Consider the following 16,525-nt stretch of genomic DNA (forward strand, 5'->3'; position numbering starts at 1 on the left):
CCGCCGCGGCACCTCCTCTTCCCTCCCTCCTCGACTCTCCAGGAGCCGCAGAGACATGTCAGCCACGGACTCCCCCGTCATCCGGACCGTCCTCGATCAGTCGGATCGCGTCCTCCAGACCTACGCGGTCGATCCCGGCCTCATCCCCGAGCATGCCAACAGCGAGCGCCGCATCACCCAGGGCGGGTACGGCGACCGCCAGCTCTTCGAGCTCGTGCAGAACGCGGCCGACGAGATCGCGTCACAACCGGGCGGCACGGTCCACGTCGTACTCACCGAAACGCACCTGTACTGCGCCAACGAGGGCACGCCCGTCACGCCCGAGGGTGCGGAGACCATCCTGCGGATGAGCATGTCGCGCAAACGCGGCGGTCAGATCGGCCGCTTCGGCGTCGGCGTGAAGTCGGTGCTCGTCGTGACGGACGCCCCGCAGTTCTTCAGCACCAGCGGCTCCTTCGGCTTCGACCGCGACTGGGCGTACGAGCGCATTCGGGCGGTGCCCGGGGTGGAGGCACACCTGGGGACGGCTTTCGAGGCCCCGGTCCTGCGCATGGCCCGCCCCCTGGACATGGCAGTGGAACGTGCCCAGGACGGCGTGCTCGACGAACTGCTCCGCTGGGCCACGACGGTCGTGCGCCTCCCGCTGCTCCCCGGCGCCGTGGACCGACTGGCCCAGGACATGCACGGCGGCCGGTCGGGCATCTCGTCCCGCGAGGAGTTCCCCCTCGGCTTCCAACTCCTCTCCCCACACGTGGCGAAGGTCGTCCTCGACGACCGCCGGCCCCGGCCCGTCGTGCGGCGCGTCCTGACCACCGAACAGGTAGGTGACCTGCACACCGTGCACGAGGAGCGCACGGGGAAGCCGACCACGGCGGACCGCTGGAGGGTCTTCACCGTCACGCACGAGCCGGGCCCCGCCGCGCGGGCCGACGCCGGTGAACTGCACGATCGCCTCTCGCTCGAACTCGCCTGGGCCGTACCAGCTCTGGAGAAGGACCCGAAGTCCGGGCTGTACCTGTCGCCCAAGGCACGCGGGCGCGGACGCTTCTGGTCCTTCTTCCCCACGAAGTACGAGATCTCCCTGAGCGGCATCCTCAACGGCGCCTGGAAGACGAACGAGGACCGTCAGAACCTGCTCGACTCCTCCGCCTTCAACGAGGAGATGATCAAGGTGTCGGCGCAGCTCGTGGTGGACTCCCTCCCCCGGCTCGCCCCCACCGACGACCCCGCCGCCCACCTCCCGCTCCTGCCCGGCCGTGTGAAGGAGGCCATCAGCTGGGCGGACGAGTTCCTGACCCGGGAGATCTGGGCGCGCGCCGCCGTACGCCCGTCCCTCCCCGACCAGGAGGGAGTCCTGCGCCCACCGGCGGAACTCCACGTCCACCCTCGTCTCGAACCGAAACAGCACCTCTCGGGCTGGCTGCGGCTGTGGCACGCCTGCCCGGACCGCCCGTCCGACTGGCTGCATCCGGCGGTTGAGGCCGACGTCCTGCGTTCCGGAAAGGTGGAGCACATCATCGGTGCCGCCGGACGCGAGCGGGCCGACGTCCGTACATGGTTGGAGGCGCTCGTGGCCTCCGAGACCGCCGTGGCCTCGGCGACGGCGATCCGGATCCTCACCGACATGATCGAGAAGGGATCCCCCGACGCCGCCGAGGCCCGCAAGGCGAAGATCGTCCTCACCGAGGAGCACGGGCTCGTCGCCCCCGTGGCGGGTCGGGTCTTCCGAAGGGCCGACGAGGGCGGACTGCCCGAGTCCCTCGTGTACGTGGTCGGCGAGATCGCGCAGGACCCGTCGCTCGCCCACGCTCTGAACGTGCTCGGTATCCGGGAGGCGCATGCCGAGGGCAGGTTCATCAGCGTGCTCGACCAGGGCTTCGCCGGATACGGGGACGCCGAGTGGGAGCGGTTCTGGGAGCTGTTCCGTCGGGCAGGTGGGCGCCGTCTCGCCCACACCGTCCTGGAGAAGGTGCCACGGGCCCGGGAGACCCTCCACGTGCGGACCGCGGACCGCAGGTTCCGGCCCGTGCGGGACTGCATGCTGCCCGGCGCGGTGGTGACGGCCGAGCGCGACCCTGCCGTCGCCGTCGATGTCCGGTTCCACTCCGACGATCTCTCCTTCTTCCCCGACCTCGGGCTGCGGGAGCGCCCGTCGGCCGCGGTGCGCCCCGAGTCCGAGGCGGAGGGGTGGTTCGAGGAGTATCGGGAGGCAGTGCACGCCGCGTACCTGAAGCGGCTCGCCAACACCGCCCCCCGCCCCTCGCTGAACCGGATGAGGGTCGAGGGTTCGCCCGTCGGCGGTCCCCTGCACCTCTTCCGCGCGCTGTCCGAGGAGTCCCGCGCCGCCTTCCTGAAGGCGCTGCCCGACGACGCGGTGGTCGACAACTGGACCCTGCAGATCGGTGCGCAGACGAGCACCCGTCAGTCCGTGGCGTCTCCGATCCGTTGGATGTTGCGGAAGCACGGGTACGTCGCCACCTCTCAGGGAGTCAAGCCGTTGACGGAAGCGGTCGGGCCGCAGTTGGCCGCGTATCGCGACGTCCTTCCCGTTGCCGACATCTCCTCGGAGAAGGCCCGCAAACTACATCTCGCGACCACCGTCGACGAGGTGCCGGCCGATCGCTGGGACGCGCTGCTCGCCGAGCTGTCCCGAAGCGAGGACGACAGCTTCGTCGGCGCCACCTACGTCATGCTGACCCGGTTCGGTGCGGAGTTCCCCGAGGACACCCTCACCCGGTGCCGGGTCGGTGATTCCTGGGGCACCCGCCCCGACGAGGAGATCACCGTCGCCGTCGGTACCGCCGAATACCGGGCACTGCGCGCCGAGCAACTGCCCGCCCTCCTGGTCTCCACCGTCGAGGACGCCGAGTTGCTGGTGGAGAAGTGGGGGATGCTCCGCTTCGCGGACGTGGTCAGCAAGGAGACCCGGGAGGTGCCCGAGGGCGAGCCGGTACCGGTCGTCGAGCTCTACCCCGGTCTGCGTCAGCATCTGAACAGTGCCACTCGGGGCAGCCTCGTGCAGCGGTGCACCGAGCTGGAGGAGCTGACCCGTACCCCCAACGGCACACGGCCGCGGCCGCTGGACGCGGTGCGCCAGGGCACCACGGTGAAGATCCTCGTCCCCGTCGAGCCCGAGCCGATGCTGCGGCTGATCGATCGGGAGCTGGAACTGGGGCTGGGCCCGAGCGGGTGCCGGGCCGTCCTCGAGCTCCAGGAGCGCATGGCCCGCGACGGCGCGATGCAGGCGGCCGTCAAGGCTGTCCGCGAGGCGCCGGACGTGGTCACCAAGATCGAACTGTTGATCGGCGCGGACGCCCTCCGCGCAGGACTGCCCGAAGGTCTGATGGAGGCGGAGTCGCAGGCGGCCGACGGTGCCGAACCGTCAGGGCACCGGATCGCCCAGATGGCGTTCAACGCGCACGGCGACGGCGTGCTCCAGCAGCACGCCCGCGACATCCAGGCCCGCTTCCCGAACGCCCCCGTCGCCTACGGAGGTTCGTCGGCAGCCATCGCCTTCGTGTCGGACCTGCGGCTCCCGGTCACCTTCGCGGGCTCCCGCACGCCGGCGCCTCCTGCCTTCGAGACGGTGGAAGGCCCGCGGGACTTCCCTCGCCTCCACGACTACCAGGAGGACCTGGTCCGCAACATCAGCGGCCTCCTCGACCGGCTCGCCCCGCAGCGCGCGATGCTGTCGCTGCCCACCGGCGCAGGCAAGACACGGGTGACCGCGGAGGCCGTCATCCGCTGGGTGAAGCAGGTCGGCGACCTACGGGGCCCACTGCTCTGGATCGCGCAGACCGAGGAGCTGTGCGAGCAGGCGGTGCAGAGCTGGAAGTTCGTGTGGAGCAAGGTAGGAGCGGAGCGCCCCCTCACCATCAGCAGGCTCTGGAGCGCCAACGAGGTCGGCGACGTCGTCGGCCATCCGCACCTCGTCGTCGCCACTGACGCGAAGCTGGAACGCTGCCTGGGAACCGACGGGTACGCGTGGCTGCGGGACGCGGCCCTGGTGATCGTGGACGAGGCGCACACCGCCGTTTCCAAGCGTTACACGGAGATCCTCGGCCTGCTGGGACTCACCCGGTACGAGACGAAACGACACCTCCTGGGCCTGACGGCCACCCCGTACCGCAATGCCAACGAGGAGGAGACCCTGCGCCTGATCGGCCGGTTCGGCAACCGGCGTCTCGACGAGGGCGTCTTCCCCTCCGGCGACCCGTACCGAGATCTCCAGCAGTGGGGCATGCTCGCGGAGGTCGAGCACCGGACCCTCGAGGGCGGACGGATCGAGCTGACCCGAGAGGAGAGGGCGCAGGCCGAAAGGATGTCGATGCTCACGCGCGCCGCTGAGCAGCGGCTCGCCGACGACCACGCCCGCAGCAGGCGCATCGTCGACGAGGTGGCCAGGTTGCCGGAGGACTGGCCGACGCTCCTCTTCGCCACCTCGGTGGACCATGCCAAATACCTGGCGGCTCTGCTGAACGACCGCGACGTGCCCTCCGCGGCCGTGGACGCGACGACCAGCGCCTCGGACCGTCGTCGGCGTATCGAGGAATTCCGTTCCGGTCGCATCCGTGTCCTCACCAACTACGGTGTTCTCACCCAGGGGTTCGACGCGCCGGCCACCCGGGTCGTCGTCGTGGCACGCCCGGTCTACAGCACGAACGTCTACCAGCAGATGATCGGGCGTGGACTGCGCGGTCCCCGGAACGGCGGCAAGGACACCTGTCTGATCCTCAACGTCAGCGACAACATCGAGAACTTCGACACCCAGCTCGCATTCACCCAGTTCGAGCACCTCTGGAGCCGCACGTGACCGACACGTACCTCGACAGTCCGCCGCTCACCGACGAGCAGCGGACCGTGGTCGAGCAGCCCTGGGACGCCCGGGTGCTCGTGACCGCCGGAGCGGGGGCCGGCAAGACGCACACGTTGGTGCGCCGGCTCGACGCCCTGTGCGGACACGCGGACCCGGAGGAGGCCCTGGACGCCTCCGAGATCCTGGTGCTGACCTTCTCCCGGGCCGCCGCGCGCGAACTGCGCGAGCGGATCGTCCGACACGGCGACCGGGCGACACGCGTGCGGGCCCAGACTTTCGACGCCTGGGCGTACGGGGTCCTGCGGCAGGCACGGCCCGACGAGGAGTGGAGCGGTGTCGGCTTCGAGGAGCGGATCCTGGCCGCCGCACAGGCGGTCGAGAAGGGCGCACTGGAGGTGGGTGACGCCGTGCCCCCCGCCCACGTCGTGATCGACGAGGTCCAGGACCTGCTGGGCAGCCGCCGCGAGCTGGTCGAGGCGCTGATCGACCGCTACCAGGACAGCTGCGGTTTCACCGTCGTCGGTGACGCCGCCCAGAGCGTCTACGGGTTCCAGATCGACGACTTGGCCGAACGGGCCGACGAGACGGGGCGATTCTTCGACTGGCTGCGCGCCTCCTACCCCGACGACCTGATCGAGCTGCACCTCACGGCGAACTTCCGTGCCGTCACACCCGAGGCCAGGACAGCGCTTCACCTGGGCCCACAGCTGCAGGAGGTGACAGATCCCGAGGAGGCCGGGCGGCTCTACGAGGACCTGCGCGAACTCCTCCTGGAGCCCGCCAACGTCCTGGCGGATCTCACCGATCCGCTCACCCTGGACGGTCTCCGCAGGTCGCCCGACACCTGCGCTGTCCTCACCCGCGACAACCGCCAAGCCCTCGCCGTGTCCGAGCTGCTGCACGCGCACGGTGTGCCCCATCGGCTGCGACGCCCGCTCGAGGAACGACCGGTCCCGTTCTGGGTCGCCGAACTACTGCGCCGTACCGAGGCGAACAGCCTCACCGAGGACCGCTTCCGCTCCCTGCTCGCCGCAATCCCCCTGCGGTACGAGGCGAACCCGGCCGCGTTGTGGACGGTGCTGCGCCGCGTCGCCCGCGGCGCCGGTCGGCACGTACTCGACCTCGAGCAGCTCCGTCGCGTCGTCGCCGACGGGCGCTTCCCCGACGAGGCCGCCGACCCGGAGACGGAACGGCTCGTCGTTTCCACCGTGCACCGGGCCAAGGGGCTCGAGTTCGACCGCGTGATCGTGCTCACCCCTCCGTCCGTCGGCGAACTCCGCAAGCAGTACAAGGACGACCTCGACCTGCCCGCAGAGGCCCGGGCCCTGTACGTGGCGATGACACGGGCCCGCCAGGACCTCCACCACGTGGCCGTTCCCGAACTGCCGCTCGTCCGGCGCGCGGGAGCCCGGAAGGCCGTCGGGCGACGGTACGTGGCCGGGTGGCGGCCCTACGACCGGTTCGGAATCGTCGCCGAGGCCGGTGACGTCGCCCGTGACGTGCCCGCGTGCCCTGGGCAGGACGCCCCGGCGGCCCAGGCGTATCTGCTGGAGCGGGTGGCCCCCGGGGACGCCGTGGTGCTGCGCCGGCGCCACGACGTACCGATGGGCGAGCATCAGAGTCCGCCGTACGCCCTGCTGCACGAGGGCCGGGAGATCGGAGAGGTCTCCGAGCGCTTCCGCGAGGACCTGTTCCAGGTCCAGAAGGTGAACCGGACCTGGGACCCCTGGTGGCCGGACGAGATCCACGGGATACGCGTCGACGCCCTGGAGGCTGTGACCGGCAGCGCGGCCGCCGGCGCCAACGCCGGCCTGGGTGACCGCGGCGTGTGGATCGCCCCCCGGCTCACCGGCCTCGGCCGCTTTCGGAGGGCCGGCGCCGGCGAGGAGCTCGACGAGAAGGAGAGGAACACATGACGCACGTGGCAGGCCGACACGCCGAGCACTACCGGGTCCGGGACGAGGAGCTCCTCGTCGGGCTGCGCCGTGAGCTTCTGGGACCGGCCCCCGACGATGCTCCCGAGGACCTGGCCGAGGTCCTCGTCCAGGACGCGCCGATCGACCGCTACGTCGTCGGCGTCCTCTACCCCCGGTCGACGGATCCGGCCGCTGCGGACCTGCTCCGCGCTGCGGAGCAGGAGCAGAACAGCCCGGACGACGCACCTGTGATGTCCCGCAAGGACATCGACGAGCCGGCCGCCTCCGACGAGGCGGGCACCTCCGGATCCCGGCGCCCCTCATCGATGGGCCTCACGTTCGCGGTCGATCCGGAGGAGAGCCGGTCGATCGTCGTCGGTGCCCGGGCCGCCGCCTACGTGCCCACCGACGCGGCCGGGCGTCCCGTCCCGGCCCGCCGGGCCGAAGCACGTACCACCTCCGACCAGCAGGAACAGTGGCATCGCACGATCCTGTCGCTGCCGGACACCACCATCGATGTGACCACCCCTAACCCGAAGATCGAGGTCGAACTCGGGCACGGGGCCGCTCTCCGGGTCAACGTCCGTCGCCCTCACGCGGCCACCGGCACCGTGACCGTCACCGTGACGCTGGTCAACACCCAGCGGGTCGGCGAGTACGACCTGCAGGACGCCGCCTCCCTCTTCCAGTGCGGCCTCACGGTCCGGGCATCGAACGGTTCCGGAGCCTTCGTCGAACGCCCTGCCCCGCACACCTCCCACGACGAGGAGGTGGCCACCAGCCGTCTGCTGCACCGCCACGCACCGACCTTCGCAGTCGGGCACGGGTGCGCCGCCGACTGGGACTGGCCCGCGCCACCGATCGGAGTCACGGACGCCAGGAAGGCCGCTGTGGACGAGATCCGCAGCGAGTTCGTGCCCGCCGTCGAGGTGCTGCTCGCCGACTCCAACCCCGAGATCGACAGTTCGGCTCTGTCCATGCTCGGGCTCGCCGAGGGCTCGGACACCGAGATCCTGAGCGCGCTGCGCGCACTCGCCGACGGGTACGAGCAGTGGATCGAGCGCAAGCGGTCCGAGGCGGGCCTCCTCGCGGCCACTCCGCACGCGAGGTCCGCGGCCGATCAGGTCGACAGCTGCGGCGAGGCGCTGCGCAGGATCCGTGCGGGCATCGCACTCCTCGCCGACACCGAGAAGCCTGAACTGATGCGGGCCTTCCGCCTTGCCAACCGGGCCATGGCCGATCAGCGGGCTCGGAGTGCGTGGGTCAAGGCGGGCAAAAACGGCGTGCCGGACCCGGCGGTCGGCCGCTGGCGCCCCTTCCAGATCGCGTTCGTCCTCCTCTGCCTGTCCGGGATCGACGACCCGAAGCACCCTGACCGCAAGATCGCCGACCTGCTCTGGTTCCCCACGGGCGGCGGGAAGACCGAGGCGTATCTCGGACTGATCGCCTTCACGGCGTTCCTCCGCCGCATCCGGAAGGGAGCCGACGGCGGGGGCGTGACCGTCCTCATGCGCTACACCTTGCGACTGCTCACCCTCCAGCAGTTCGAGCGGGCCGCGATCCTGCTCTGCGCCATGGAGCGCATGCGCCGGGACCTTCCCTCAGAACTGGGCACCGAGGAGTTCTCCATCGGGATGTGGGTCGGCAAGTCGGCGACACCCAACACCCTGGAGAAGGCCGACGAGAAGCTGGACGAGCTCCGCCGTGACCTCGGCCGGCGGCTCGCCACAGAGAACCCCGTCCAACTGCACGCCTGCCCCTGGTGCGGGACCAGGCTGGACGCGCGAGCCTACGCGGTCGACCTCGGCGCCCGGCGGATGCACGTGCGCTGTCCCGGCGAGGGCTGTGACTTCGCGGACGGCCTCCCGGTCCACCTGGTCGACGAGGCCGTCTATGACGCCCGCCCGACCCTGGTCATCGCCACTGTCGACAAGTTCGCCTCGATGCCCTGGCGGCCGGAAACCGCGGCGCTCTTCAACCGGGACGACCCGAAGGACCCCACGCCTGCGCCCGAACTCATCGTCCAGGACGAACTCCACCTCATCTCGGGACCGTTGGGCACTCTCACCGGCCTGTACGAGACCGCCGTCGACGCCCTCTCCGACCGTCCCAAGGTGATCGCCTCCACGGCGACCATCCGCCGCGCGGTCGAGCAGGGGCGCAGCCTCTTCGCGCGCGAAGTACGCCAGTTCCCGCCGGCCGGACTTGACTCCCGGGACTCTTGGTTCGCCGTTGAGACGCCACGGGAGGAGAAGGCCAGCCGCCTGTACGTGGGTCTGCTGGCCCCCGGCACGAGCCAGTCGACCCTGCTCATCCGCACCTATGCCGTCCTGATGCACCGGGCCCGGCAGGCCCGGACGAGCGACCAGGTCCGCGACGCCTACTGGAGCCTGGTGGGCTACTTCAACAGCCTCCGACTCCTGTCCGCGGCCGAACTCCAGGTCCACGACGACGTCGTGGACTATCTGGAGCTGCTGGCCGAGCGGGAAGGCGTGGAGGTCCGGTCCACCACCAACTACTCGGAGCTCACCAGCCGGGTCGACGCGAGCGACATCCCCGCCCGCCTCAAGGGCATCGAGAAGCGGCTTCCCGACGAGGACACGGTGGACGTCCTCCTCGCCACCAACATGATCGCGGTCGGCGTGGACGTGGACCGGCTCGGGCTGATGGCCGTGATGGGCCAGCCCCAGACCACCGCGGAGTACATCCAGGCGACCAGCCGCGTGGGCCGTGCCCACCCTGGTCTGGTCGCCGTCATGCTCAACGCCACCCGGTCCCGCGACCGCTCGCACTACGAGAACTTCCTGCACTTCCATTCGGCTCTCTACCGCGAGGTGGAGTCCACGTCCGTCACCCCCTTCTCCGCACGCGCCCGCGAGCGCGGTCTCCACGCCGTCGTCGTCGCCCTCGCACGCATCCTGCTCCCCGAGGCCCGGGACAACGACGCCGCCGGAAAGGTCGCCTCGTACGAGCACCGGCTCCGTCAGGACGTGAAGAAGATCCTTCTCGACCGTGTCGTCGCCGCCGTCCCCACGGAGGACGACGCGACACCGCCGCCGGAGTTCGAGGCGGCGTCGCGCGCCTTCGACGAGTTCGTCGACTGGTGGTGCGACGAGGCCGACGTCCACGGCGGCCTGCTCTTCGAGCCGCAGCGGGGAGACCGGAGGCCGTCGCTGCTGAAGTCGTACGACGACGAGTCCGAGGACGCCGAGGCGTGGCCCACCCTGTGGAGCCTCCGCGACGTGGACGCCGAATCCGCCCTGTTCCTGGAGGCATCCCGATGACCCCGCCCCCCGCGCGTCGCCGCCGTACCGGTGCGAACGGCGCGCCCGCGCCGAGCCTGCCCCGACGAGGCGCGGTCCGCCGTGCCCAGATGATCACCACGTACGGCGTCGGGTCCCTGATCGCGGTCGACCACGAGTCCTTCGTCGTCTCCGGTCTCGACGGCGCCGACGAGCACTGGCTGCCCGCCGAGTCCCCGCGCATCAGTGAGCGCCGACTCGCCCGACTCCTCGAGGTGGACTACTTCCGGCTGCCGCCCGCCTCCGAGGACACCAGCAAGGACGGGGTCCGGGTCCGCCGGTTCCCGATCATGCACTCCTGTTCCGAGTGCGGCGAGCTTCGCCGGTGGCACCAGTTCAATCCGCCCCCGGGACGCAGCGAGTGCGGATCGTGCGGGGTCGACCTCGTCCCCTCCCGCTTCGTGATCGCCTGTGAGGCCGGGCACCTCGACGAGTTCCCGTACTGGCACTGGGTGCATCGGTCGTCGGCGGGCGGAGCATCCACATCGGGGCAGTGCGGCGGCACCCTCGGGCTGCGTTCCTCCGGACGCAGCTCCTCCCTCCGCTCCATCATCGTGTCGTGCACCTGCGGGGTGCCGGACGTCTCGATGGAGGGCTCGTTCCGCCGAAACGCCTTGAAGGACCTGGGGCTCCGGTGCCGCGGCACACGTCCCTGGCTCGGCACGTCCGTCCCCGCGGATCCCTGCGTGCTGTCCGCCCGCACGCTCCAGCGCGGTTCCTCCTCCGTGTGGCAGCCCGTCCTGAAGTCGGCCCTCTCCATCCCCCCGTGGAGCGACGGGCGGGCCGACCCGCTCGACGAGCACTGGGAGGAGCTCCGCAAACTCGAAGGACGGGACGCGGTGGAGATGTGTCTCCGGTTCGTCTTCAAAGGCGACCCCCCCGTCCCCGTCGACGAGGTCATGGCCCTCCTCGCCGCCGAGCGGGAGGAGGATCCGGAGGGCGACGGAACTCCCTCCTTCGACCGCCGCTATCTCGCGCTGCGTCACAAGGAGTACGAGCGACTCCGCGCGGGAAACGACGAGCGCGAGCGATCCCACAAGGAACAGTTCGTCTGCGAGACACCGGTGGGCGATCCGGCACCCCTGGCCCCCCTCGGGATCACCGGCCCGATGCTGGTGAAGAAGCTCCGCGAAGTCCGAGCGCTCAAGGCGTTCACCCGGCTCGCCGACCCCGACTCGACCACCGAGGGCAAGGAGGCCGCGCTCTCGGCCTCGCCCCTGTCCTGGCTGCCCGCGATGGAGGTCCGCGGCGAGGGCGTCTTCCTCCGACTCGACGAGGACCGGCTGGAACCATGGGCCGGCTCGGCGCCCGTGGCCGCCCGGGCGGAGCGGATCCGCGCGGCACACGAACGGCTCATGCGGCAACGGGCGACGGACCCGGACCTCGTCCCGCCCTCCCCTGCCGGGCCGCGGATGATCCTGCTGCACACGTTGGCCCATGTGCTGATCACCCAGTGGAGCCTGGCTGCCGGATACCCGGCGGCCGCGCTCCGCGAGCGCCTGTACGCCGACGAGGGCATGGCGGGGATCCTGGTCTACACGGCGACGAGCGACTCGGCCGGCAGCCTGGGGGGTCTCGTCGCCCAAGGTGAGCCCTCCCGGCTGGCCGACGCCGTCCGCGGGGCCGTGCACCGGTCCGCATGGTGCTCCTCCGATCCCCTCTGTATCGAATCCGGGGCGTCGGGAACCGCCGGTACCAACCTCGCTGCGTGTCACGCCTGCGTGATGCTCCCCGAGACGAGCTGCGAGCACAACAACACCCTGCTGGACCGTGCGCTGCTCGTGGGTACACCGGAGGATCCTTCGATCGGGTTCTTCGCCCGGCTACTCGCCTGACCATACGTGCGGGAGCGGTGCCTCGTTAGGCTGCCTTCAAACACGTCGATACGAACACGAGGTACCGCCATGCCCAGCGCCCGCACCCTCTCCCCCGCCATCGCCGCCGCCGGTCTCGTGGGCGGTTACGCCGTTGCCCGGTGGACCAAGAAGCGGCCGTTGGGTGGGGTGGTGCTCGCCGTGGCCGGTGGGGTGGCGGCTCGGGAGTGGCAGCGGGTGGGTGGGGTCAAGGCGGCCGTCGGATTGTCGGCCGCTTACGTGGCGGCCTTCGGCGGGTCGCATCCGTTGGCCAAGAAGGTGGGGGCCTGGCCCGCGGTGTTCTCCGTGGCCGGGGGGATGGCCGCCGTGTCCTGGGCCGCCACCCGCGAGCGCGGCTGAGCCGGACTCGGAGGGCCGCCACCCGCGAGCGCGGCTGAGGCTCCGTCCCTCCCTCTGGGCGGCCCGGCGTCAGGCGCCCAGGGCGTGGCTGATCGTGTGGATCGTCAGGCCCGCCAGGGCGCCCACCACCGTGCCGTTGATGCGGATGAACTGGAGGTCGCGGCCGATGTTGGCCTCGATCTTCTTCGAGGTCTGGTCGGCGTCCCAGCCGGCCACCGTGTCCGTGATCAGGGAGGTGATCTCGGAGCGGTAGGTGGTGACCAGGTGGGTGGCGGCCTGTTCGAGCCAGCCGTCGACCTTCTGCTGGAGCTGGGGGTCGGAGGCCAGGCGCTTGCCGAGGGAGATCAGGGAGGCGCGGGCGCGGAGGCGGAGCTGGCTGCGGTCGTCCTCGGCGGCCGCCAGGATGAGGGCGCGGACGGAGGCCCAGGCCGAGGCGATGACGTCCTGGATCTCGGGGCGGGTCAGCAGGTCGGACTTGAGGCGTTCGACGCGTGCCCGGGTCTCCGTGTCGGACTGGAGGTCCGCCGCGTAGTCCGTGAGGAAGCGGTCGATGGCCCCGCGCGCCGGGTGCGTCGGCATGTCGCGCATCTCCGTCACGAAGCGGAGCAGCTCCTTGTAGACCCGCTCGCCGACCTTGCGGTCGACGAAGCGGGGGGTCCAGCCGGGGGCGCCGCCCTGGACCGCGTCCATCACCGAGTCGCCGTGGGTGACGAGCCAGTCGTGGGCGCGGGCGCAGACCAGGTCCACCGCCCGGTGGTGCGCCCCGTCCGTGACCATGCGGTCCAGGGTCTTGCCGAGGCCGGGGGCGACCTCGGCCTGGTCGGCGCGGCGGGTGATCGCCTCGCCGACGACCGCCTGCACGTCGGCGTCCCGGAGCACCGTGAGCGCGCCGCGCAGGGCGGTGGCCGCCTCCGCCGTCACGCGGTCGGCGTGCGCCGGGTCCGCGAGCCAGCTGCCCAGGCGGCGGGCGACGCCGAGGGTTCGCAGGCGGCCCCGTACGACGTCGGCGGAGAGGAAGTTCTCCCCGACGAAGGAGCCGAGCGAGGCGCCCAGCTGGTCCTTCTTCGTGGGGATGATCGCGGTGTGGGGGATGGGGAGGCCGAGCGGGTGGCGGAAGAGGGCCGTGACCGCGAACCAGTCCGCCAGCGCGCCGACCATGCCGGCCTCCGCCGCCGCGGCCACGTATCCGGCCCAGGCGCCCGCCCCGCTGTTCTCCGCCCAGGTCGCCAGGGCGTAGACCACGGCGACCAGCGCCAGCAGGCCGGTCGCCAGGGCCTTCATCCTGCGGACGCCCCTGCTCTTCTCCTCGTCCGCGGCCGTGTACGAGAAACTCACCATCCGCCACACCTCCTCACATCAGGGACTCCCGGCGCTCCTCGTGAGTTCCCCCGGGGCTCCCCCGTACATCTTCGCGATCACGGACTCGATGTCCGGTTCCCGCACCGAGAGGTCCACCAGCGGGTACGCCTCCGCCACCGCGGCCACCAGCGGGGCGGCCGACGCGGACGCCGGGAAGGCCAGGTACTGGCGCGGCCCGTCGGCCCGAACGAAGCGGGCGCCGGGGACGGAGTCGATCGGCGGCAGCTCGCGGGCCAGGTCGACCACGAGCATCCGCTCGCCGTCGCCGGCCTCGTGCAGGCCGGCGAGGTCGCCGTCGTACATCAGCCGCCCGTGGTCGATGACCATCACCCGTGAGCAGAGCTGTTCGATGTCGGTGAGGTCGTGGGTAGTGAGGAGGACGGTCGTGCCGCGCTCCGCGTTCAGCTCGCGGAGGAAGGCGCGGACCCGGGACTTCGAGACGACGTCGAGGCCGATCGTCGGCTCGTCCAGGTACAGCACCTCCGGGTCGTGGAGGAGCGCGGCCGCGATGTCGCCGCGCATCCGCTGGCCCAGGGAGAGCTGGCGGACCGGGACGTCGAGGAGGTCGCCGAGGTCGAGCAGGTCGACGCAGCGGGCGAGGTTCTCCCGGTAGCGGTCGTCGGGGATCCGGTACATGCGGTGCACCAGGCGGTACGAGTCCCTCAGCGGCAGGTCCCACCAGAGGGTGGTGCGCTGGCCGAAGACGACGCCGATGCGGCGGGCGAGGCGGGTGCGCTCGCGCGCGGGGTCGATGCCGGCGACGCGGAGGCGGCCGCCGGTGGGGGTGAGGATGCCGGTGAGCATCTTGATGGTGGTGGACTTCCCGGCGCCGTTCGGGCCGATGTAGCCGACCATCTCGCCCCGCTCCACGGTGAACGAGATGCCGTCGACGGCCCGTACCTCCCGCTTCTCGCGGCGGAGGACACCGGTCCTGCGGCGGACGGTGAAGGTCTTCTCCAGGCCGTCCAGTTCGATGAGGGACATGTGCGCTCAGCTTCCTGTCGATCGGTAGGAACGGACGCCCGCGCGCCACGCCAGGCCCGCGAGCCCGCAGCAGACCAGCGCGACGAGCGGGGCGGCGAAGGCCGCCCAGGACGGCACCCCGGCCGGGGCGGGGCGCCCGAGCACGTACAGGGCGGGCAGCCAGTTCACGAAGGCCAGCGGGACGACGTACACGACGCCCTTCACCAGGTCCTGCGCGAAGACGGTCGGCGGGTACTGGAGCAGCGTGTTCCCGCCGTACGTGAACGAGTTGGTGACCTCGGAGGCGTCCTGGAGCCAGAAGAGCGCCGACGCGCCCAGCACCATCACCGCCATGAAGATCACCGCGCCGCACGCCACCATCCCGGGCACCATCAGGACCTTCCCCCAGGTCCAGGCCACCTCGTCGCGCAGCAGCACCAGGCTCCACACCAGCACCATCAGCCCCTGGAGCACCCGGCCGAGCCGGCGCAGCGCGAACTTGTCCGCCGCGACCTGCGCGAGCAGCGGCGCCGGCCGCAGCAGGAACACGTCGAGCGAACCGTCCCGGATCCGCCGCCCCATCCGCTGGAGCGAGCCGAGCGTGAGGTCCGCGATCCCGAAGGCGGTGCCGGTGGTGCCGTACAGGAAGGCGACCTCGGCGAAGGAGAAGCCGCCGAGCCCCCGCACCTGACCGAACATCAGCAGGATGACGACGAAGTCGAAGAAGGTGACGCAGAAGGAGGTGACCAGGGTCAGGGCGAAGGAGGTCCGGTACGCCATCGTGGAGCGGATCCACATGGCGGCGACCATCCGGTACGTCCGCAGGGCGTCGCCCGGGCCGGGGCGGTCCGTCCGCGGGGCGTCGCCCGGGCCGTCCGTCCGCGGGGCGTCGCCCGGGCCGTCCGTCCGCGGGGCGTCGCCCGGGCCGGAACGGTACGTCCGCACGGCGTCGTCGCCCGGGCCGTGCGTCCGCGCGGTGTCCGCCGCGGAGGTGTCCTCACGGAGCCGCTCAGCCACCCTGCACCACCACCTTGCGCGTCGCCGCCGCCTGGGCCGCCCGGCCCGCCGCCAGCAGCACCGCGAGCCAGCCGAGCTGGAAGCCGTACGCGCGGAGGAGACCCCGGCCGTCCCCGTACCGGCCGAGGTAGACGTCCGCCGGGACCTGGAGCAGGGCGGCCCACGGCAGCGCCCGGGCGAGCTCGCCGAGGGCGCCGGGGAAGACGGTCAGCGGGAGCAGCATCCCGGAGAAGAAGAGGCCGCTCAGCCAGGCGACCTGGACCACGCCCTGGCCGTCGAGGAGCCAGAACGCGCTCATCGCGACCAGGTACCAGAGCGCGAAGGAGACGAACGAGCCGAGGACCACCGCGAACAGGAACGCGATCCAGCCGGCGGGACCGTCCGGACGGGTGAACCCGAAGGCGGCCGCGCCGATCAGCAGCGGGACGGTGCCGCGGCCGAGCAGCTGGTAGGCGGAGCGGCCGGCGTTCGCCGCGCACCACCAGCCCTGCAGGTCGGCGGGGCGGTAGAGGTCGACGGCGATGTCGCCGGTCCTGATCCGTTCGATCAGCTCGTCCTCGAAGCCGCCGCCCATGAGGCCGCAGACGGTGATGAGGGCCTGGCCGATCCAGACGTAGGCGAGGGCGTCGGACATGGAGTAGCCACCGAGCTGGGGGCGTTCGGCCCACAGCGCGATGTAGGTGTACGAGAAGACGAAACCGAAGACCGTGTTGGTGAACAGACCGGCCAGCGTGGCCACCCGGTAGGTGGCGTACCGCCGGAAGCCGCCCGCGGCCACGGTCGCGTACAGCCGCAGCATGGAGCTTCCCTTCAGGGGTCGAGGGCAGAGGGTCGGAAGGCGTGCGGAAGAAGGCATGCCCAGGACGCGGGTCATGCCGGAGGGGCGTGCCCAGGACGCCGGGCATGCCGAAGGGGCGTGCCCATGACGCTGGGCATGCG

Annotated in this window: 9 protein-coding genes; 5 read left to right on the forward strand and 4 right to left on the reverse strand. The window is 71.4% G+C overall.

The genetic code is table 11. The features are described 5' to 3' along the window. Positions 1-55: 55 nt before the first annotated feature. From IF73_RS0124370 to IF73_RS0124390, 5 genes are all read left to right on the forward strand, one after another. A complete protein-coding gene (locus tag IF73_RS0124370; RefSeq protein WP_031011634.1) occupies positions 56-4,813 on the forward strand; it encodes a DEAD/DEAH box helicase in 4,758 nt (1,585 codons plus the stop codon). Further along, complete coding sequence (locus tag IF73_RS0124375; protein ID WP_031011635.1) at positions 4,810-6,732, forward strand: UvrD-helicase domain-containing protein; 1,923 nt, start codon at positions 4,810-4,812, stop codon at positions 6,730-6,732. The genes IF73_RS0124370 and IF73_RS0124375 overlap by 4 nt, the downstream gene beginning before the upstream one ends. Continuing rightward, positions 6,729-10,016 carry a helicase-related protein gene (locus tag IF73_RS0124380; protein ID WP_031011637.1) on the forward strand — a complete coding sequence of 1,096 codons (3,288 nt, stop codon included), beginning with the start codon at positions 6,729-6,731 and terminating at the stop codon, positions 10,014-10,016. Before IF73_RS0124375 ends, IF73_RS0124380 begins: the two co-directional genes overlap by 4 nt. Next, positions 10,013-11,869 (forward strand): DUF1998 domain-containing protein, encoded by a 1,857-nt coding sequence (drmB, locus tag IF73_RS0124385; protein ID WP_031011639.1) that lies wholly within the window; start codon positions 10,013-10,015, stop codon positions 11,867-11,869. The genes IF73_RS0124380 and drmB overlap by 4 nt, the downstream gene beginning before the upstream one ends. A 69-nt stretch (positions 11,870-11,938) precedes the next feature. After that, the gene (locus IF73_RS0124390; RefSeq protein WP_031011641.1) at positions 11,939-12,247 is read left to right on the forward strand and encodes a hypothetical protein; all 309 of its coding nucleotides are present in this window, start codon (positions 11,939-11,941) and stop codon (positions 12,245-12,247) included. Between the two features lie 69 nt (positions 12,248-12,316). On the opposite strand, the gene IF73_RS0124395 is transcribed toward IF73_RS0124390, so the two are convergent. From IF73_RS0124395 to IF73_RS0124410, 4 genes are all read right to left on the reverse strand, one after another. Further along, positions 12,317-13,585, reverse strand: coding sequence for a DUF445 domain-containing protein (locus IF73_RS0124395; protein ID WP_031011643.1), 1,269 nt, complete (start codon positions 13,583-13,585; stop codon positions 12,317-12,319). 18 nt (positions 13,586-13,603) lie between these two features. Further along, positions 13,604-14,590 (reverse strand): ABC transporter ATP-binding protein, encoded by a 987-nt coding sequence (locus IF73_RS0124400; RefSeq protein ID WP_051717258.1) that lies wholly within the window; start codon positions 14,588-14,590, stop codon positions 13,604-13,606. 6 nt (positions 14,591-14,596) lie between these two features. Continuing rightward, positions 14,597-15,379 carry an ABC transporter permease gene (locus tag IF73_RS0124405; protein ID WP_051717263.1) on the reverse strand — a complete coding sequence of 261 codons (783 nt, stop codon included), beginning with the start codon at positions 15,377-15,379 and terminating at the stop codon, positions 14,597-14,599. A 199-nt stretch (positions 15,380-15,578) separates the two neighbouring features. Beyond that, positions 15,579-16,382, reverse strand: coding sequence for an ABC transporter permease (locus IF73_RS0124410; protein WP_031011650.1), 804 nt, complete (start codon positions 16,380-16,382; stop codon positions 15,579-15,581). Positions 16,383-16,525: the final 143 nt, after the last annotated feature.

It is taken from the genome of Streptomyces sp. NRRL F-5727 (genome assembly GCF_000719555.1).
Taxonomy (GTDB): Bacteria; Actinomycetota; Actinomycetes; order Streptomycetales; family Streptomycetaceae; genus Streptomyces.